The organism is Bifidobacterium polysaccharolyticum, assembly GCF_016101585.1.
GTDB lineage: Bacteria > Actinomycetota > Actinomycetes > Actinomycetales > Bifidobacteriaceae > Bombiscardovia > Bombiscardovia polysaccharolytica.
Genome location: NZ_JACFQG010000004.1, coordinates 282,405 through 300,731, shown reverse-complemented (window position 1 = coordinate 300,731; position 18,327 = coordinate 282,405). Strand labels below are relative to the sequence as shown.

At 60.9% G+C, this 18,327-nt stretch carries 16 protein-coding genes, 3 tRNA genes and 2 pseudogenes; 4 read left to right on the top strand and 17 right to left on the bottom strand.

The genetic code is table 11. The features are described 5' to 3' along the window. Nucleotides 1-244 precede the first annotated feature (244 nt). From H3T90_RS08165 to galE, 3 genes are all read right to left on the bottom strand, one after another. Nucleotides 245-320: transfer RNA gene (locus H3T90_RS08165), tRNA-Phe, on the bottom strand. A gap of 47 nt (nucleotides 321-367) precedes the next feature. Further along, nucleotides 368-441: transfer RNA gene (locus H3T90_RS08160), tRNA-Asp, on the bottom strand. A 72-nt stretch (nucleotides 442-513) separates the two neighbouring features. Next, nucleotides 514-1,524 (bottom strand): UDP-glucose 4-epimerase GalE, encoded by a 1,011-nt coding sequence (gene galE, locus H3T90_RS08155; RefSeq protein ID WP_144177536.1) that lies wholly within the window; start codon nucleotides 1,522-1,524, stop codon nucleotides 514-516. Between the two features lie 149 nt (nucleotides 1,525-1,673). On the opposite strand from galE, the gene trmB reads away from it, so the two are divergent. From trmB to H3T90_RS08940, 4 genes and pseudogenes are all read left to right on the top strand, one after another. Then, entirely contained in the window at nucleotides 1,674-2,486 is an 813-nt protein-coding gene (gene trmB / locus H3T90_RS08150; protein WP_046323245.1) for a tRNA (guanosine(46)-N7)-methyltransferase TrmB, read from the top strand. 42 nt (nucleotides 2,487-2,528) lie between these two features. Then, nucleotides 2,529-4,550 (top strand): elongation factor G, encoded by a 2,022-nt coding sequence (locus H3T90_RS08145; RefSeq protein ID WP_198230189.1) that lies wholly within the window; start codon nucleotides 2,529-2,531, stop codon nucleotides 4,548-4,550. Between the two features lie 112 nt (nucleotides 4,551-4,662). Next, nucleotides 4,663-5,049, top strand: coding sequence for a VOC family protein (locus tag H3T90_RS08140; protein WP_198230188.1), 387 nt, complete (start codon nucleotides 4,663-4,665; stop codon nucleotides 5,047-5,049). Between the two features lie 24 nt (nucleotides 5,050-5,073). Then, nucleotides 5,074-5,613: pseudogene (locus H3T90_RS08940) on the top strand (FGGY family carbohydrate kinase); the annotation flags it as partial. Nucleotides 5,614-5,681: 68 nt separating this feature from the next. Here H3T90_RS08940 and H3T90_RS08135 read toward each other — a convergent pair. From H3T90_RS08135 to H3T90_RS08070, 14 genes and pseudogenes are all read right to left on the bottom strand, one after another. Further along, nucleotides 5,682-8,216: pseudogene (locus H3T90_RS08135) on the bottom strand (LPXTG cell wall anchor domain-containing protein); the annotation flags it as partial. A gap of 380 nt (nucleotides 8,217-8,596) precedes the next feature. Next, nucleotides 8,597-9,097 (bottom strand): hypothetical protein, encoded by a 501-nt coding sequence (locus tag H3T90_RS08130; protein ID WP_015021892.1) that lies wholly within the window; start codon nucleotides 9,095-9,097, stop codon nucleotides 8,597-8,599. Nucleotides 9,098-9,139: 42 nt separating this feature from the next. Next, nucleotides 9,140-10,297, bottom strand: a complete 1,158-nt coding sequence (locus H3T90_RS08125; RefSeq protein ID WP_046323242.1) for an ABC transporter permease — start codon at nucleotides 10,295-10,297, stop codon at nucleotides 9,140-9,142. Continuing rightward, nucleotides 10,278-11,006, bottom strand: coding sequence for an ABC transporter ATP-binding protein (locus H3T90_RS08120; RefSeq protein ID WP_198230187.1), 729 nt, complete (start codon nucleotides 11,004-11,006; stop codon nucleotides 10,278-10,280). The genes H3T90_RS08125 and H3T90_RS08120 overlap by 20 nt, the downstream gene beginning before the upstream one ends. Nucleotides 11,007-11,017: 11 nt before the next feature. Next, nucleotides 11,018-11,872 (bottom strand): hypothetical protein, encoded by an 855-nt coding sequence (locus H3T90_RS08115; protein WP_141650097.1) that lies wholly within the window; start codon nucleotides 11,870-11,872, stop codon nucleotides 11,018-11,020. Between the two features lie 11 nt (nucleotides 11,873-11,883). Further along, nucleotides 11,884-12,276 (bottom strand): hypothetical protein, encoded by a 393-nt coding sequence (locus tag H3T90_RS08110; protein ID WP_046323241.1) that lies wholly within the window; start codon nucleotides 12,274-12,276, stop codon nucleotides 11,884-11,886. Between the two features lie 210 nt (nucleotides 12,277-12,486). Beyond that, nucleotides 12,487-12,738 (bottom strand): hypothetical protein, encoded by a 252-nt coding sequence (locus H3T90_RS08105; RefSeq protein WP_046323240.1) that lies wholly within the window; start codon nucleotides 12,736-12,738, stop codon nucleotides 12,487-12,489. Beyond that, nucleotides 12,735-13,334 carry a ParA family protein gene (locus tag H3T90_RS08100; RefSeq protein ID WP_015021886.1) on the bottom strand — a complete coding sequence of 200 codons (600 nt, stop codon included), beginning with the start codon at nucleotides 13,332-13,334 and terminating at the stop codon, nucleotides 12,735-12,737. The genes H3T90_RS08105 and H3T90_RS08100 overlap by 4 nt, the downstream gene beginning before the upstream one ends. After that, on the bottom strand, nucleotides 13,325-13,912 hold the full coding sequence (locus H3T90_RS08095; protein WP_015021885.1) for a WhiB family transcriptional regulator: 588 nt from the start codon (nucleotides 13,910-13,912) through the stop codon (nucleotides 13,325-13,327). Before H3T90_RS08095 ends, H3T90_RS08100 begins: the two co-directional genes overlap by 10 nt. Beyond that, nucleotides 13,909-15,171, bottom strand: a complete 1,263-nt coding sequence (locus H3T90_RS08090; protein ID WP_198230186.1) for a helix-turn-helix domain-containing protein — start codon at nucleotides 15,169-15,171, stop codon at nucleotides 13,909-13,911. Before H3T90_RS08090 ends, H3T90_RS08095 begins: the two co-directional genes overlap by 4 nt. Nucleotides 15,172-15,315: 144 nt before the next feature. Continuing rightward, nucleotides 15,316-15,465 (bottom strand): hypothetical protein, encoded by a 150-nt coding sequence (locus H3T90_RS08085; RefSeq protein WP_014484172.1) that lies wholly within the window; start codon nucleotides 15,463-15,465, stop codon nucleotides 15,316-15,318. Nucleotides 15,466-16,142: 677 nt separating this feature from the next. Continuing rightward, a tRNA-Glu gene (locus H3T90_RS08080) sits at nucleotides 16,143-16,214 on the bottom strand. Between the two features lie 104 nt (nucleotides 16,215-16,318). Next, nucleotides 16,319-17,317, bottom strand: coding sequence for a lipid II:glycine glycyltransferase FemX (locus H3T90_RS08075; protein ID WP_198230185.1), 999 nt, complete (start codon nucleotides 17,315-17,317; stop codon nucleotides 16,319-16,321). A gap of 113 nt (nucleotides 17,318-17,430) precedes the next feature. Further along, nucleotides 17,431-18,327 carry a glycosyltransferase family 2 protein gene (locus H3T90_RS08070; protein ID WP_110425678.1) on the bottom strand — a complete coding sequence of 299 codons (897 nt, stop codon included), beginning with the start codon at nucleotides 18,325-18,327 and terminating at the stop codon, nucleotides 17,431-17,433.

The window sequence follows — 18,327 nt, the reverse complement described above, 5'->3', positions numbered from 1 at the left end:
GCGCATCCGCCCATGGCATATGGGGCAATGCCTGGCCCTCTTCGATCTGGTTCTCATTCCCCAATCGAACAGGAACGGGCACCCCTGCAAGACCCCTATTAACAACCCGACCTATTAACAACCACCCAACACGCTTACAGCCACAAGGCCAAACCCCCAACATAAACAACGCGTTTAGTTCCTATAGCCCATGAAATATCAATTAAGCCCCTAGATTCCTTAAGAATCTCAGGGGCTTAATGGCTGGTGGCTCCGAGCGGGATCGAACCGTTGACCTAGCGATTTTCAGTCGCTCGCTCTACCAACTGAGCTACAGAGCCATGAACAGTCGAAAAGACCCGGAAAAACCGGGTCAGACCGTTCCCAGCGACTCCGGCCGGACTTGAACCGGTGACCTCCGCCGTGACAGGGCGGCGCTCTAACCAACTGAGCTACGGAGCCGAGGCTGCTTGAACAGCCAAGAGGAAAGTTTACATGAGCGCCGGGGGAATGCAAGCCCCGGCGCGTCGCTGCCTAGTCCTGCTGCTGCCAGCCATCGGTGTCGATGTGGTGGGCAGGGTTGGCCTGCCAGGCCTTCCAGGCCGATTCGACGATCTCTTCGACGCCGTACTTGGCATGCCATCCCATCTCGGTGTTGATCCGGGTGGGGTCGCCGATCAGGTGCGGCGGGTCGCCGGCACGGCGGGGCTTGATGGCCTCGGTGAAGGGCAGACCCGTCACTTTCCTGACTTCGTCCACGATTTGGCGAACGGATGTGCCCTGGCCGGTGCCCACGTTGAAGGCGTCGTAGCGGCGCTGGTCGCGGTCCAGGTAGTCCAGGGCGGCGATGTGGGCATCGGCCAGATCGGAGACGTGGATGTAGTCGCGCACGCAGGTGCCGTCGGGGGTGGGGTAGTCGTCGCCGAAGATGGCGGGTGCCTTGCCCTGCCGCAGCCTGTCGAAGAGCATGGGAATCAGGTTGAGGACAGCCGGGTCCTCCAGGCTGACCGGTCCGCAGCCGGCCACGTTGAAGTAGCGCAGGGCGCAGAAGCGGATGCCGTAAGGCTGCTCGCAGGCCCGGGCCATCCACTCGCCGACCAACTTGGTCTGGCCGTAGGGGTTGATGGGGACCATGGGCTGCACATCCTCGGGGACCACGTCGACCGGAGGCTCGCCGTAAGTCGCGGCTGAGCTGGAGAAGACCAGCTTCTTGGCATCGGTCTTTGCCATTGCGGACAGGACGTTGATCATGCCGTTCAGGTTCTGCCGGTAGTACCAGATGGGCTTCTCCACGGACTCGCCCACCTGCTTGCGGGCGGCGAAGTGGATGACCGAGTCGACCTTGTTCTCCTCGATGATCTCAGCCAGACGTTCGTCGGCACCAGGAGCGGCCACATCAGCGCCGTAGAGACGGGCCTTGCCGATCCGGTCGGGTTTGCCATAGCTGAGGTCATCGACCACGACGACCTCCTTGCCGGCCTCTTGCAGGGCGTGGACCACATGGGCGCCGATGTATCCGCAGCCGCCTGTAACCAAAACTGACATTTACATGCCTTTCCTGTCGAAAACCGGACGTAAGAGCTTGTTCGGTTTTGCAATCTTTTGTTGTTTTTTGTTCTAGATTGAGTATATCACGGGCACATGTGACTGTTGTGCCCGCTTGTATCCGCTTTCTAGGATATATATGAGCTGTGATGAGTGCAGAAAGACAGAGCAAGGCCCCCATGAGGTCCATCGTCTCCTATGTGAGGCGGTCCGAGAAGCTGAACGACCGGCTGGCGAGGGCTTGGGCTCGGTATTCCACCAGATACCTGCTCGATTTGGGCCAGGCTGAGGGCTCGTTGACAGTTGCCGAGGACCTGCGTTGTGATGCAGCAATGATCGGGTCGGTCTGGGGACGGGAGGCGCCGCTGATCGTCGAGATCGGATCCGGCCAGGGGGAGAACGTCGTCGCCAGCGCCCGGGAGCACCCCGATAGGAACTACCTGGCCCTGGAGGTCTATCAGCCAGGGTTGGCCCATACCATGCTGATGGCCGGTAAATCCGACCTGGATAATTTGCGGCTTGCCCAGGTCAACGCCCCGGACCTTCTGGCCCGGATGGATCCTGGGCTGATCAAGGAAGTCTGGACCTTCTTCCCCGACCCCTGGCCCAAGATGAAGCACCACAAGCGTCGTCTGGTCCAGCCGGCTCTGGCTGAAGATCTGGCGAGGTGCTTGGTGCCTGGCGGCATCTGGCGAATTGCAACCGACATCGAGGATTACGCCCTGCATGTGCATGAGGTGATGGATAAGAATCCGAGATTCAAAAACCTGGGCAATCTACGAGTCAGTCTGCCCACCCAACATGTCGGCAAGGGGACGGCTGATCAGGCCAAATCCCTGCCTCATGCCGTGTTCATGGAGTCGGAGCGGTTCGACGGCAGAATCGTGACCAATTTCGAGCGTAAGGGGATCAAGGCCGGACGGGTCATCCACGACCTGACCTATCAGGTTTCGGCAGACTGACCATAGAGTGCGCATAAACATGAAGAGCGAGGGAGGCCCCCGATGGTCAAGAGAATAGTGGTGGGAATGCTGGCCCATGTCGATGCCGGCAAGACCACGCTCTCGGAAGCCATGCTCTATCGGGGCGGACGAATTCGCCGTCTGGGCAGGGTGGACCATGGCGATGCCTACCTGGATACCAACGATCTGGAGCGTCAACGTGGCATAACCATCTTCTCCAAGCCGGCCCGGTTGACCTATCGCGATGTCGATCTGACCCTCATCGACACACCTGGCCATGTGGATTTCTCGGCCGAGATGGAGCGGGTGCTCTCAGTCTTGGATTATGCTCTTCTGGTCGTCGATGCCACAGCCGGATTAGAGGGGTATGTCGATACGCTTTGGCGACTTCTGGCACGCTACGGGGTACCCACCTTCATCTTCATTAACAAGTTGGATGCCCCTGGTGCTGATGCCACTCGCATTCTTGAAAGCTGCAAGCAACGCTGGTCTCCGGACTGCTTCGATTTGAGCCGTGGACTTGGGCATGGCGATATGGAGGATGTGGCCCTGCTCGACGGGAATGTGATGGAGGAGTATCTCAAGACCGAGGGCATATCGGATGAAAGTCTGGCGAGACTGGTTGCCGACCGCCGCCTCTTCCCCTGTTTCCTTGGGTCTGCCCTGCGCTTGGACGGAATCGACGCGCTTCTGGAGGGGCTGGAGCGGTACACCCTTTCGCCTGCCTACGGCAAACAGTTCGGTGCAAGGGTGTTTAAGGTATCGCATGATGACAAGGGTGCCAGATTGACCTGGCTCAAGGTGACCGGTGGCGGGCTGCCGGTCAAATCCTCTTTGGCCACCGAGCTCCGTCATGGAGATGAAGCCAGCAAAGAATCGGGTTCTGTTGCGGAGGCGTACAGGACAGCCGGAGATATAGGGAAGAACGGACGCGTTGAGACCAGGGAGACGGTTGATCAGCTTCGTGTCTATTCGGGAGACTCCTATAGGTTGACGGATTGCGCCCAGGCCGGAAGCATCGTGGCGGCAACCGGCCTTGACCTGACACGTCCGGGGCAGGGGCTTGGGTGCGAGCGGAAGGATCTGACTCCTGTGCTGGAGCCGGTGCTGTCCTATGCAGTGGAGGCCGAAGGGGTGGACCCGCACCACTTGTTGAGCGCCTTGCGCATCTTGGAGGATGAGGATCCCCTCCTGCATGTGGCCTGGCAGGAACAGCTCCAGGAGATTCACCTGCGTATCATGGGCCAGGTTCAGTTGGAGGTGATTCAGGAGGAGTTGGAGCGACGGTTCGGCATGCAGGTCTCCTTCAGCCAGGGCGGAATCCTCTATAGGGAGACTATCGCGGCCCCCGTCGAAGGCGTTGGACATTTCGAGCCCCTCCGCCATTACGCCGAAGTCCATCTGCTCCTGGAACCTGCAGAGCCGGGTAGCGGTCTCAGTTTTGCGTCGACCTGCAGTCTCGATCGCCTGGACGGGAACTGGCAGCGGCTCATCATGACCCACCTTGCGGAGAAGGAGCATTTGGGAGTTCTGACGGGTTCGCCCATCACCGATATGCGCATCACCCTATTGGATGGCCGCGGCCATATCAAGCACACCGAGGGCGGGGACTTCCGCCAGGCCACCTACCGGGCCGTCCGGCAGGGGCTGATGAAAGCGCACAATATACTTCTGGAGCCCTGGTACCATTTCAGACTCACTGTTCCTCAGAAGAATTTGGGCAGGGCCATGTCGGACATCTACCGGATGAAGGGCAGCTTCTCGGAACCGCAGGCAGACGGGGATACTGTCGAATTGGAAGGGGATGCGCCAGTATCTCAGATGCGTGATTATGCCATCCAGGTCAGCACCTACACCCATGGCCGCGGACATCTGACCTGTTTCTTCAACGGGTATCGTCCCTGCCAGGACCAGGATGCTCTTGTGGATTCCATCGGGTACGATCCCGAGTCCGACCTGGAGAACACTCCCGACTCGGTCTTCTGCGCCCACGGAGCAGGATACCCGGTCAAATGGAACAAGGTGGAGGACTTCATGCACCTTCCCGGCGGCCAGTACATCTGAACCGTAGCCTTGAGAATTGTGTTTGGTGATCCTCGGCATTGAGCTGCACAGAGGAAAGGTCATTCTGGGCGGTCTGCCCTTATTGGTTGATGATTCACTTAGAATTACGGACATGATTGATCATCTGACGCTGAAGGTTCGGGATATCCGGGCTTCCATCGATTTCTATAGCAAAGCCCTGGCACCTTTGGGGTATGTGGCCAAGGCCCACCATGAGCCCACCATTGGGTTCGGTGCTGAGGATGATGGAGCCCACTCAGACTTCTATCTGACACCAGGCGAGGACGGGACCGGTTCACCGGTGACGCACATAGCCTTCAGGGCCGCTGATGCCGTAACGGTAAATGCCTTTTACAGGGAGGCGCTCGCTGCCGGGGGCCGTGACAATGGTGCCCCCGGGCTGCGTGATTATCATCCCAAATATTATTCGGCTTTCGTCTTGGATCCGGACGGGAACAATGTCGAAGCAGTGGTGGACTGGTCGGGATCCCAAAGGTAACTGCGCCGGTCCACATACGGGATCATGTCGGCATCCCAATGGTTGGAAGGGCTTAGGATTACCGGTATGACCTATACAGCCGCATTCGACGTGGGCACCACGCAGGTCAAGGCCGTTCTTGTGGATGACCAGGGCTCTGCCAGGGTGTGCGCGTCCAGCGGTCTTCTACCCATTGACACAACTGACGGACGTGTCGAGCAGAATCCCGAGGATTGGCTGCAGGCCTTCATCGAGGTGTCCCGTGACCTTTTGGCTAAAGCTGGGAAGATTCTTGAGCATTTCAAGAGCGACCAGGTCACCGGCATCATCATGAGCGGACAGATGCAGGACCTGATCGCCTTGGATGCGCTGGGGCAGCCTGTCGGGCCGGCGATCCTGTACGCGGACGGCAGGGCCGAAGAAGAGTCTGCTGAGCTGACGGAAATGTATGGGGCTGATTCCTTCCGCGCCCGAGTGGGGAATCCGTGCGATGGGTCCCTGCCTATAGCCAAGCTGATGTGGATGTCCAGGCATCAGCCCGACCGGTATGCGCAGGTTCGCCACGTGCTAATCGATGCCAAGGATTATCTGATTTGGTGGCTGACCGGTGCCTACTGCGGCGATATGACGGCCTGCTCGACGGCAGGCGCCATCTTGCCCGGCTGGAAGTCGGGCGGATCGTTCCATACCTTGTTGCTTGGTGTGACCGAGTTGTTCAAGGTCAACGCCCACTGGTTGTCAACCACGGTGTCGGCCGGGGCATCCTCGGCCACGACGCCCTCGAATCTGATGATGATTCTGGGATTCGTGCCCGCCAGCCAGTTCGCCCGCACATAGTCGTCGGCGAACACGAGACGCACGGCATGGTTCGCGTCGTTCCACTCGCTGCGGTACTGGCTCTTGGGGATGAACTTGCCGGTGGTCAGGTCGGTGACCTCCAGGGTCTGCTTGTCCGGCTGGAAGTGCTCGTCATACGTGTCGGTGACCGCCACCTCGACGATAGTGTAGGCGAGACTGTCGGGCAGGTGCGGCTGGGTTTCCAGACGGTATTCGAGACGCTGGCCGGGGAAGACGATCTTGCCGTCCACGCTGTCCTGGGCGCCGCCTTGGGAGGATTCCCCGACCACATCCTTGACCACGGACGGCACGTAACCGCAGACCTTCGGCTCGTTGGTTTCGACCGTGTGGGTGTTGATGGTCTGCGAGCCGGCGTTGGTCAACTCCGCGCCGTTCTTGCCGGCGGTGCAGAACGTGATCTCGTCGTCCGCTTCGATGCCGAAGTCATCGCGCACCTGGCCCGCTCCGGCCCCGTTGGCGTAGTTCGCGCGGCCGGGCACGAGCATCGTGATCTGCCTGGCCTTCTCCAAGTCCTTCAGTCCGGTCAGGTAGGAGGCCTTGGCTGTGGCGGTGACCACGGTGCCATCGGTTGTGATGTCCCACTGGTCGGTGATGTCACGGCCACGGTTGGCGATGTCGCTTACGCTGCTTTCGCGATCGGTGCCCGCGTCCGCCTCGTACACTCGGACGTTCGCCGCTTCATCGGCGTCGAACAGGTAGTCGGCGGCTGTCCAATCATCGACCAAGGTGAGCGTCCGCGGGGCCTGGATCAGGTTCGCCGGCACGGTGCCGTTGACCACGGAGGCCACGCGGTCTCCGTCGAGGAACACCTTGCCGTCGCCGCCGGTCTGGTTGGTGCGGTCGGGGTCGATCACGGCCTGCCACTTGCCATTAGTGTCGAGCATGATCCAGCTTTTGTCGGGATTGGGACGCCAGGTGTCGAACTCGCGTTCTCCCGCGTCGGCCTCGGGCAGCTGGTTCCACTTGCCCCACGCATGGTCGCTGATGTTCTGGTAATCGGATGGCAGGCTGACGGTCACATCGAAGCCGAACACATACTCGTGGTCGAACGGCATCATGCCCTTGTTGGCCGAACGGACCGCGCTGACCGTGTTCGATGCGCGGTCCCAACCGATCTCGAACTCGTTGGAGACATCGCGATTGTTGTCGGTGGCGTCCACGAGCGTGAAGCCGTCCACCGTGTAATCGACGCCGTTGGGTTCGATCACGTCCCTGAAACTCAGCTCGTAACCGCCCCGGCCGGTCCCATACGTGATGGTGGTGCGGTTGGTCATCTGGTCGGCGCTGACGCCTTCCTCGATGCTTTTGACCGGATCGGCCGGCGGCACGGCGCTGACCTTCCAGGTCTCCGCCGGATCCCGGTCCGTGGTGTCCACGGCCGCCTGCATGCTTCCCTGCCTGGGCACTTGGATGTCGATCCAATATGTGCCCTCGGCCCAGGAATCCATGCCGAAATCACCCGGCGAGGCCAGGTTGTCGATCACGGTGTCGCCGCTGTTGGCGAAGCTGATCGGCTTGCTCACGCTGCCCGTCGGCGTGTAGGGGCCGCCATCGTAGTGCACGATCGCGGTGCCGTGCAGGGTCTCCTTGATCGACGAGCCGCCGTTGTTCGCGTGGATGGTGTCGCCGACCGGCGTGGTCGAGCCGACCTGCATGTCGGTCTGCTGGCGGTGCGAGGTGGTGACGGTCAACGGATAATCGACGGGCGGCTGGTTCTTGGCCAGCACGACCACACGGAACGAGGCATCGGGATTGGCGTTGATGGAATCCTGCACCAGGCTATCCACCGAACGCACGCCAAGTCGATCGGTCCACGTGGTGCCGGTCGTGTACGACTGGCCTTGGTACTGGTAGGTGCCGCGCCCTTCGGCGGCCCATTGGGACTCCCAACGCTGACGCGCGTTCGAACTGACATAGGAACCGCTGAACACGCCGTTGCCGAGGCGCGCGTAGCCGACAGCGACCATCCGGCATTCCGCGTCACCCTCCCCGGTGTATGAGGCCTTGCACTCCGAGATCGCGTCGGCAAGGATGGCATTCATATCCACGAACTGATTCGACCCATCCTCCAAATCGGAAGACAGGGTGGTGCCCGAATCACGTATCGCCTGCTTCATGCCCTCCAGAGTGGCGGGCCAGGAATCCTTGTAGATCCAATGCACGTCGGCGGTCTGCGATGGAACCTGCCCGCCGGAACCGCCACCGCCCTCGCCGGAACCGCCACCACCGCCCTCGGCGAACGCGGCTGGCGCCAGATATCCCAAGGCCAACGCCCCTGCGGTCAGGGCAGCCACCAGCATCGTGCGCCTGCTCTTCTTCCCACCTGACATACGTATCCGTCCTTTCAGTCGGAAGCGCCCCATGATGCGCTCCCTCCCGTTTCACACGGATACGGAAAATGCGGGCGACCATTCACGGACGCCCGCATCCTTCCTTGTCCCTGGAAGAAGAACGCACCGGCGGGCCTTCCGCCGGGACGCCTTCCCCCAGCTTCCCCCCGTTAACTGCAATCAGCAGCGGACAACCATTCAAACAGTCTGCCATTACATGCACGAATATTTATTCAACCATCTATTAAATTAAAATGGCTTGATTCCATTTCTATTGAGATGGGAACCAAGCCATATCTCATGCAACAGTAAAATGCATCAGAATACATCGTTATCTAATGCGATACATTGAGAATATAATTCTTAGTTATCCTAAGGTCTTAGGATGCCGGACAGTTTGCGGTGACGTCTTGTTGGATGCCGGAGGGGTCGCCGAGTTTGGCTTTGTCGATGTTGTCTTTGAAGAATCGTCGGGTCGCGTCATCGGCTCGGTCAGGGCTCATGAATCCCATCTCGGGGACTTTCTCCAGTTCCTTGAGCGCTTCTTCGCTGCGCTCCGGTTGAGAGGAATAGGTGTTGAGCCATTCCTTCTCCCACGCGCACTGGAAGAGATTGGACGCCTGGGTGTCTCCCCATCCTTGTTGGAAGGACGTGCCGGAATCCGACGGCATGGATTCAGGCGGGGTGTAGTCCTGGGGCCAGGAGAGTTTGCCGATGGATTCCCGGTATTCCTTGTTGATCTCGTCGTAGCCGACGATTTTCCTGGAGTCGCCCGCGCTCGAGACGTCGCCGTTGGTGCAGCTGGCGAGGCTCAGGGCGAGGATGCCGGCGCATGCCGTCGCCAGCGCTTTCTTGCCTGCGTTTGTGAGGGTGGATTTCATCTTGGTTGCATCTCCTTGTTGGTGATGTGTGTGGTGTTTGGGCTACCGCAGTGCCAGTGCCGGTTGGAGCCTGGCCGCGCGTATGGCGGGGACGAGGCTCCCGATGATCGAGGTCGCCAGCGCCGCCGAGACGGCTGCGATGGCGGCGGCGAGGGGGAACGCAGGGGGTTGCAGAGGCGAGTATGACGGCAGGAACGCCGGGAGCGCGCCTACCGCGCATGCCGATATGGCGACGGCCAATAGCGACACCGAAAGACCGATGATGAGCTGGCTTCCGATCACCAGGCCTATGAGGGATGCCCGCGTGGCGCCGAGCGCGCGTCTGACGAGGAGCTCGTGTGTTCTGGATTCCAATGACGCCAGGCCGATGTTGACGATGCCGATGGCCGAGACGAAGAGCAGCAGGATGGCGCAGACGCCGAACGCGATTTGCATGACCGTGATCACCGATTCGTAGCTTTGCGCGTTGTCGATTGTCTGAACGCCGGACACGGAGCCTCCTATGGAGTCGAACAGGATGTCCTCGACAACGGTCCTGACCCGTTGCTTGCCGAGTTGCGGGAAATCCAGCCAGAGGATGGTAGCGCTTCGCGAAACGATCCTCATGTATTGGGTCAGCGCTTGGGCGTTGACATAGATGGTCGGGTCCGTGCGTCCGTCGTTGACGACGCCGGTCACGGTGAACGGGGTCGCGATCGTGGTTTGGTTTGTCTTCGCGTATGCGGTGGAGTCCTTGGGAAGGTTCTGTTCCGCGGCGAGATTGACGACGATCGATGCGGTCGATCGTTCGCCGCCGGCGTACCAGCGTCCGGATTTCATCGGAAGGTTGTAGATGCTCGAATATCCGGGAGTGGTCGCCACGACGTCTCCCTTGATTCCTCCGCTTGACTGCGTTCCGGGAGAGAACGTGATGTCGGTATCAAGGTTGAGGATGATTGCCGTCTCATGGTTCTTGGCCGCGATTGCGTCGGCGAGGCGCGAGAAATCATCCGCGTCGCTCAGCCTCGGGCTGTTCATGGAAACGGTGACCAGCGGGGTGCGCCCGTAGAGTTGTTCGTTGATCGCCACCAGGTAGTCCTTGCCGATGGTTCCCGCGAGGACGGCGAGTATGACCGCCACGATCCCTATGAGCATCGACAGACCGGTGAGTGCGGATCGCAATGGGGCGAGCCGTAGATCCTTAATCAATTGACGGAGCATGGAGCTCGCCTCCGGACATGGTGTACGTGATGTCGCAGGTGGCGGCGAGATCATCGTCATGGGTGACGAGCAGCAAGGTCGTGGCATGCTCGCGCACTGCGTCCCGCAGCACCGAAAGCACCTCGCCGCCGGTCTTGGTGTCGAGTGCTCCGGTCGGCTCGTCGCAGATGAGAAGCTCGGGCTGGTTGACCAGGGCGCGGGCGATCGCCACCCGTTGCTGTTCGCCGCCCGAGAGTCTTTTCGGCAGTTCCCCCGCCTTGTCCCTGAGACCGACCGAAGCGAGCGCGGCAAGGCACCTGCGCCTGCGGGCCGAGGCGGAAGCGCCCGTGGCGCGGGGACGGCGGGCATGCTGGCCGTACCACAATGCCAGCTCGACGTTTTCGAGCGCCGATAGATGACCGATCAACGAATAGTTCTGGAACACGAAGCCGATGTGCCCGGCCCTCATGAACGAAAGCCGCCTGTCGGACAACGCGCCGACGTCTTGGCCTTTGTACAGGTAACGGCCGCTGAACTGCGTGTTCAGCATCCCGATGATGCTTATCAGGCTGGTCTTGCCGGCTCCCGACTTGCCCACTATCGAGTATGTCATGCCGGCGAACAGCTCCAGGGAGACGTCGTTCACCGTCGTGAGCCTGTCCTTGTTGCCCAGGGTCACGACGGCCGACACTCCCTGCAGGGCCACGAGCGGCTTCGTCGATTCAGACATGCGGTGCCGCCCTACTTGGATTGCGAATCCAGATCGGGAGGAGTGGCCGACACGGCGTCTCCCGCCTTCAGTCCCGAGGTGATTTCGATGCGGGCGCCGTCCGTGGCGCCCAGGCCGACGTCGAGAACCGTGCCGTCGGGACGGCGGACCTGTCCCTTCTGCAGTCTGCCGGCCACGGCGGTGACCGGCAGCAACGCGACGTCGTTGCGTGCCTGTGCCGTCACGACCAGTATCGCCGACTGTCCCGCCCTCACCAAGGAATCGGTGGGAATGAGGCAGGCGTAGGAATCGGAGATCGAAATCGTGGAGGACTGTCCCTCCGCTCCGGAGGATGCGTCCGAGGCCAATGGCACGACGCCCGAGCAGTCCGTCGGGCCGACGCCATCCGTGACCTGGAATTTCCCGGCGAAAGGAGCGTTGCCGACGGTCGCCACGAGATTGGATAGATCCCCGGTCAGGCCGAAGCCGTCGAAACGCAGGGTCACGACCGGATAGTTGGCGGGGACGGTCGTTCGCGCAGCGATCACGCTCACGACGGTCGCGCCCACGGGAGAAACCAATTGCCGGTCTTCGACACTTCCCAACACAGTCCCTTGCTCGACCCGCTGGCCGGATTCCACCGACGGGACGAAGACGCCGACCTTGGTCGCCAGCACGGCGAAATCAACGCCAGCGCCGACCTGCGCTTTCAAAGAACGCGTGGGAACGATGTCACCGGTCTCGACCCGCACCGTTTGCGCGGTCCGATTACTTAACGCACTTGCAGGTTGCTCTCCATACTGCTTGTTTTCAGTCGAAGAGCAACCTACAAGTGCAAGAGGTATCAGCAAGATGACAATCGCCCGCTGCATACGTCGAATATTCATCTTGACCTCCATTAGTATGTGAGGTTACCACCCCAATTAGTGTCGCAGAACCAAGTGCAAGCTCCCATTCTGCCTTGGAAGGCGAAACGAGTGCCAACGAGAATATTATCCCAAGACTTAGCTCCAACGGTATTCCACTGAAGTGAGTCCGTGAATTGCGGTCCTCCTGATGCCTTCATGTTACGAAGCCCGAGGCGCAGATAGTTTGACGGCATGTTATTCACTGATAGGCTGATAGGGCCGGTGAATGTATGCGTGCGTGTGTAGTCGTACTGCACAAGGCTGCCGGACTTATTGAGTTCTCCCGACACATAGGCATTATCGGCCCATGCTGTCCCCTCGCAACCGATAGCGAGGGCAACGGCAGCCGCACTTGCCGTAAGAAGTTTGATATGACGTTTCATGATATGCTCTCTTTCTCTGGGAAGCATGTCAATATGGAGGCCAAGTCAACCGCGTCTTAGCTCTCCCGATATCAGCGGATACCCTGTTTTCTGCACAGATGTCAAGTCATAAGCCTTGACGTTTGTCAACCGTGTTTCCCTTCGTTGTTTTGGCTTCAGACAACAGCCTAGCGCTAAAAGTATCGGTCTTGCCAGTGCGAATTCTTTTCCTCATTCATGGTTGCTGTCTAAGTGGTCGAGTTCGTGTTCGATGGCGTGGCGCAGGATCTGTTGCATGGGCGTGCCGTGTTCGGTGGCGGCGATCTTGAGGCGGTTCTTCAGACGGACGGGCAGGCGCAGGGAGAACATGACCAGTGGCTCGCCGGCGTTGTTCTGCCCGGCGGATTGCTTGTCTTCGGCCTGTTGGTCGAGGACTTTGTCGAAGGGCACGGGTCTGGGCAGTGGTTGGTAGTTGCCTTTCATGCCAGTTCCTCCTTGGCGATGCGCGTTAGTTCGTCGGCTAGGTCCCGGTATTCGTACAGTTGCTTGGGGTTTATGCCGAGCGAGGTCTTGATCGGTTGTCGTTTGGCGATGAAAGTGTCGAAGCGTGCGGTGTCGGTTTGTTCCAACGCGGCCAGGGTCTGGGCCCAGGCGTTGGTGTTCGCTTCGACGCGCACCGGCAGTAGGGCCGCCCTGGTGGCGCGTCGGGCGCGGTCGAGCGTGTCCCATGCCTGCTGGAGGTCCATCGGCGAGTCCGAGGTGGGCACGATGACGAAATCGGCCACGGCCAACGTCTTGTCGAGCAGCGGGCCTTGCGGAGGGGCGTCGATGATCGACCATTCCCTTGCGGCCGGGTCGCCGCCCAGATGGGCGAGGGTGGCCATGTTGGCCGGCAGCACGTCGAAGGGCAGCGGGTCTCCCGCTTGTTCGGCGGCGGCCGCCCATAGGCTGGCGCTGGACTGCGGGTCCGCGTCGTAGACCGCCACCTCGATTCCGCGCCGGGCCAGCACGGCGGCCAGATAGATGCAGCTGGTGGTCTTGGCCACCCCGCCCTTCGCGTTCGCCAACGCTACTCGCATGATGCTTCCTCCTTGGATTCGGGACCATTCGCCGGATCGCCGGCATGGTCGGTTGTTTGATTGCTTGATTGTCGGATTGCTTGATTGTCTGTTTGCATGATGGTTTGACGGTCATGCGGCTCATTCTTGGGTTGGGCGCGGCCTGCGGCGCGCCATCGGCGTTGCCCGCGTTCCATGCTGGCCTTGCCCCGGGCCGTGTCGAAGACTTCGGGATGGGCTTGGAGCCAGTCGACGAACAGGCCCCAGCGCCGGGCCCAGGGCACCGTGCGGTCGCGGCAGGGCACGCCGTCGGCTTCCGCTAGACGGGCGATCTGGCGCCGGTCGGTGCACGAGCGGCCGCCGTACAAGCCCCATTCCAGGCCGGCGGCACCGGCGTAGGCCAGGCATTCGGCCCTCACCGGGCAGTCGTGCTCGCATACCGACGCGCCCGCCTGTCGGAACACGCGGGCCAGGGGATGCTTGTCCTCGAACTCCAGGCCCCACATCAGGTCGGCCCACGGCTGCGGGAAATCCGCGCAGCATCCCATGTTCTTCCACGCCTCCGGCGAACGGGGCGCGGCATCCGCTATGCCGGTCATGCCTTGGCCTCCTCGTGGGATTCCTTGTCTTCGGCGCGGTCGGTTTTCTCTAGGCCGATGGCGTGGCTGGCTTGGTTGCGCCGGTCGTAGGCGCACACCGGACACTCTGCCTGCTTGGTTTCGCCGTCGAGGTGCGCCTGGCACAATGCGATCGACAGGATGCCGCCGCCGTAGACCGGCACCCGCCAGGCCAAGCCCGAACTAACCGCCACCGGCCGGTCTGGATCATGGACCGGCGTGAGCTCGGCAGCAGCGGCATGGCTGCCGGAATGCTGCGGACCTCGTGCCCGCTTGGTGTGCATGTCGAGGCTGACCTGCGCGAAGTAGCGTTCGACCATCGTGCCGTCCACCAGCCATGAGATCCAGCGCGGATTGCCATACGCCCAATCAAGGATCGTCTCGACCTCCGTCAGAGAGCGTTCCATCAGCAGCTCGTGGACCTTGCGTCGGTCTCGCATCGACGCCGGCCTGGCTGCCTTCGGGTCGATGGCCGCCACACGGTCATGGATCAGCGTCAGCACGCGAACCTCCTGCAGGGCCCGGGAACGCACCCGCTCGTCCGCATCCTCCGCCCCTGGCGTCCACAGCGGATCGCGTACGCCCTTGGGAGGCAGCGCCAGACGCCAATCCGGTGCATCACGCTCGCTTCGCTCCTCCTCGGGTTGTTCCCCGGCGAGGGGAATGTCCCCGTAGGGGACAAGGGGGGCATTGGTTATCACTTGTCTATTGGGTGACATGACGTCACCTCTCTTCGGACAAGATGTCACCTCACCGGCGGGATCGCCCTGGGGTGACATTGTGTCAGGTGACACTGCGTCAGGTGACGCCATGTCACCCCGCGCGCACTCCTTGCTCCGCGATGGTTCGGCTGTACTGGGTTTCGCTGGAACGTCCTTGCCTGCGTCGGTCTCGCCGGGATCGGTGATATCCTCCGGCTCGGTCTGCGCGCCCTTCATCACCACGTCCCACACCTTGGAACGATGCCCCCTGGGGATGGGCTCGTGGCTGCGGGGATTGCGCGCGGACAGCTCCTGGTCACCCTCGCGCAAGTAGCCCAGCTCCTGCAAACGTTTCAACGCGCGCAGCACGGAACGGCGCGTGCAATGGCAATGTGCCGCGATGGTGTTGACCGACGGCCACGCGCCGCACCCGTCGTCGTAATACGCCCTTCGCGCCAGATACACCAACACGAACTTCTCCGACAGGCTCAGCCGCTCGTCCTGCAACTGCCACGCCCACTGCTCCGCCGGCCCGCTCATCGCGCATCCTCCTCGCGACCCCTGGCATCATGGAGCCGTTCGCCGATGCGGTCGCCCAACGCGGCCGCGCGGCACAACGCCCACACCGCCAGCAGACACACGACGATTGCGACGACGGCCACCGCCGCCACAGCCCGGCCCATCTCAGGCGCTCCGGCGACGACGGCGCGACGAGCGCGCGGGATGAAGCAACACCGCCAGCAGGTGCGCGCGGGCGATCCGCACACGCAGCGACGGGATGGTTTTCATGGCTCCCGCCGCACGCGGGGCGGAAGCGATGGTAGGATTGGTCATTGCGATAACTCTCTTTCAATGGAGGGCGAATCCCGGGACTCATGTCACTTGAATCGCTCGGAATCCCGCCCAAGGTTGTCGATCAGCCCCGCACCAAGCGCCAACACGGTGCGGAGCGCTTTCGTTTTCCATGTTTTTCCCGGCCCGGTTCGACCAGACCGAACCGGGGAGGCGGTCGTATTGCGCAACCAAGCGCGCCGCCCATAGCATGGTGCGCACAAGCCCCCAAGGGCACGCGAGCGAAAGGAACGGACATGACCGGCAACACCACGGCAAGGACACAGGCCGTCGAACTGGGAGAGCACCTGCGGGAAGTCGCCGCATGGAACGTGCGACTGCACCTGGCCAAGGAAGAACTCGAACAGCAGGCCCTGTGCGAGGCGGCCGGCGTGACCAAGGCCACCATATCGGCCAGAATGAACCTCGACGCCGCATGGGACCTCAACGCCATCGCGGCCGCGGCCGTCACCCTCGGCATGCCTCCGGCCGAACTGCTCGACGACACGCTGTACGACATCGTCAACAACGACGACACGAACACAAACGAAGGCAAAGGTGCATCGTTGGTGGCAGCACTGACCTCGACGCTCCTGGCACGCCACATCGCCGGCAGGTGCGACCCGTTGAAAACAAAAGGCTCCTGCCGAATCACAATGATGGCGACAGGAGCAAACCGGTACCCCCGGAGAGAGTCGAACTCTCGCTGTCAGATTGAAAGTCTGGTGTCCTAACCGTTAGACGACGGGGGCGAACGAAGCCATGGTACTCGATACCCCTGGACCATGGCAAATGCCGACCTGTCGCAGGTCGGCAAGAGTGAGGTTCCGGGCAGTGTGTTGCCTGGCCGCCTGGTCTACTTCTTGATAAAGGCCTGGTACCGTTCCTGATCGAGAACCTTGTCGATTTCGCCTATATACTCGACCCACTCGTTGTTATGGGTGAACCCTCTCTTGAACTTGTAGAGGCCGTCACTGTCGTCAAAGCCGAATATGCCGCCGAAGTCATAGCGCTTCTTGCCGCTGGCGATCGCGTGTTCGATCTGCGCCCACTGAACCAGGTAGGGTGCCATGTAGTTGCGCATGATGTTAAGGCTGCCTCCATACATGTACCACGACTTGTCGCCGAACTCGAAGTTGAGGGCACCGGCGATCGCCTGGGAATCAACGCGGGCCAGGTAAATGCCCAGAATTCCCTTGCCGGCGCAGTTCTGGACCATTCTGTCGAAGTAGGCCTTGGGGCGGTAGGCGATGCCATGGCGTTGGCTCATCACCTCATAGGTGTGGTAGAACTCGTCCATGGCCTCCTGGGTCTCGTCGCGCTCCACCTTCACCCCCTTGCGTCCAGCCAAACGGATGTTGTAGCGGGTCTTGGAATGGAAGGTCATGATCAGGTCATCCGGATCTACGCCGTCGATGTCGAGGACCACATTGAAGCGGGGCTGGGTGGTGGCATGGGCCTCCTCCTTGGGGAGGTTTCTGTTGCGCATCACGTAACCGTCAGCCTTGAGCCTGGCGTTGAGATCGTCGTCGAAGGGAACTTCGGGATCCAGACGGAGGAGGAAGCAGCTCCGGGCCTCCAGCTCCGGCATGGCCTCCTCGACCAGGGCATTGAGGGTATCTACGTCGAAGCGGTCGCCTACCGGACCCTTGGTGGCGTATGCGAGGCCGTCGATGGTCAGAACCGACATGGCTGCTTTCGGGTTCTCAAGGGGGCCCAGATAAACGTAAAAACTGCCCCAGTTGTTCTTGATCCTGCCCCATTCAACGGACTGTGTTATGGAGGTGAAAGGTGCCTTTCTTACATAATCCTCATATGCGTCTATCCGTGAATCATCAGCGGTCAGAATCGGCATTATCTAAACTCCTCAGTAATTCCTCTTTATTTCTACTACAGGGGGTAGTATCGGCCCAAAGAGGATTCAATCATTGCAAATCTTAGTCTGCTCAAAGGATATAAGGGCTGGTCTCACCGGTCGTCGTCCGAACCCAGCTCCTGGTCGCGACGGTGAAAGAGTTCCATCTGTTCGCGGATCCAGACACGTTCCGCAGGATTGATGTCGGCGGATTCCAGGTACTTCTGGTAGACGGGGTAGAAGGCTCGCAGAATTGGGTAGATAGCGTAGAGGGTGTGCTCGGGCTTCTGCTCCCTGGTGTGCTGCGGGTGGGCGTCGAAGGTGTTCTTGAAGCGTTGCATGTAGTGGCGGAAGGATGTGAAGGAGGTGTCCATGCGGCGGGCGCTGATGCCCACGTTCATGTCCTTGCAGTAGACCGTCTTGAACCCCTGGTCGATCAGGTGCAGGGAGATATCGACATCCTCATGCATGATGTCCTCTTTGTCCCTGCAGACCTGGTTGCGTATGGCCCGCCAGGCCGTGGCGCGCAGAGCCATGTTGGATCCGTAGAGCAGGTATTGCCCGTCGTCGGCCCGGTAGATGGCCCGGCGGATGGTGTTGTCGCCCTTGAGCCCGATCTTCTTGCCCGGCATGTCATAATAGGCCACTGGTCCAGTGGCGCCCATGGCTTTTGGATCACGGGTGAAGACGCCGGAGACCACCTCGACCCAGTTCGGTCGCAGCATGCAGTCCGCATCGATTCGGCCCAGTACGTCGCCGGTTGCCCGGTCAAGTCCGTAATTGCGGGTGGGAATCAACCCTTGCTCGCTGTCCTGATGGAGAAGCTTGACATGCTGGTCAGGGTGCTGGTCGATGAATTGCTGGACGATGGAGGCCGTTGCGTCCGTAGAGTGGTTGTCGACTACCAGCACCTCCTTGGGTGCCTGGCTCTGCCTGGTGGCGTTCAGTAGGCAGTCTTCAATGCGTTCTTCCTCATTCCAGGCGGGTATGACTATGGAAACGGTCAACAT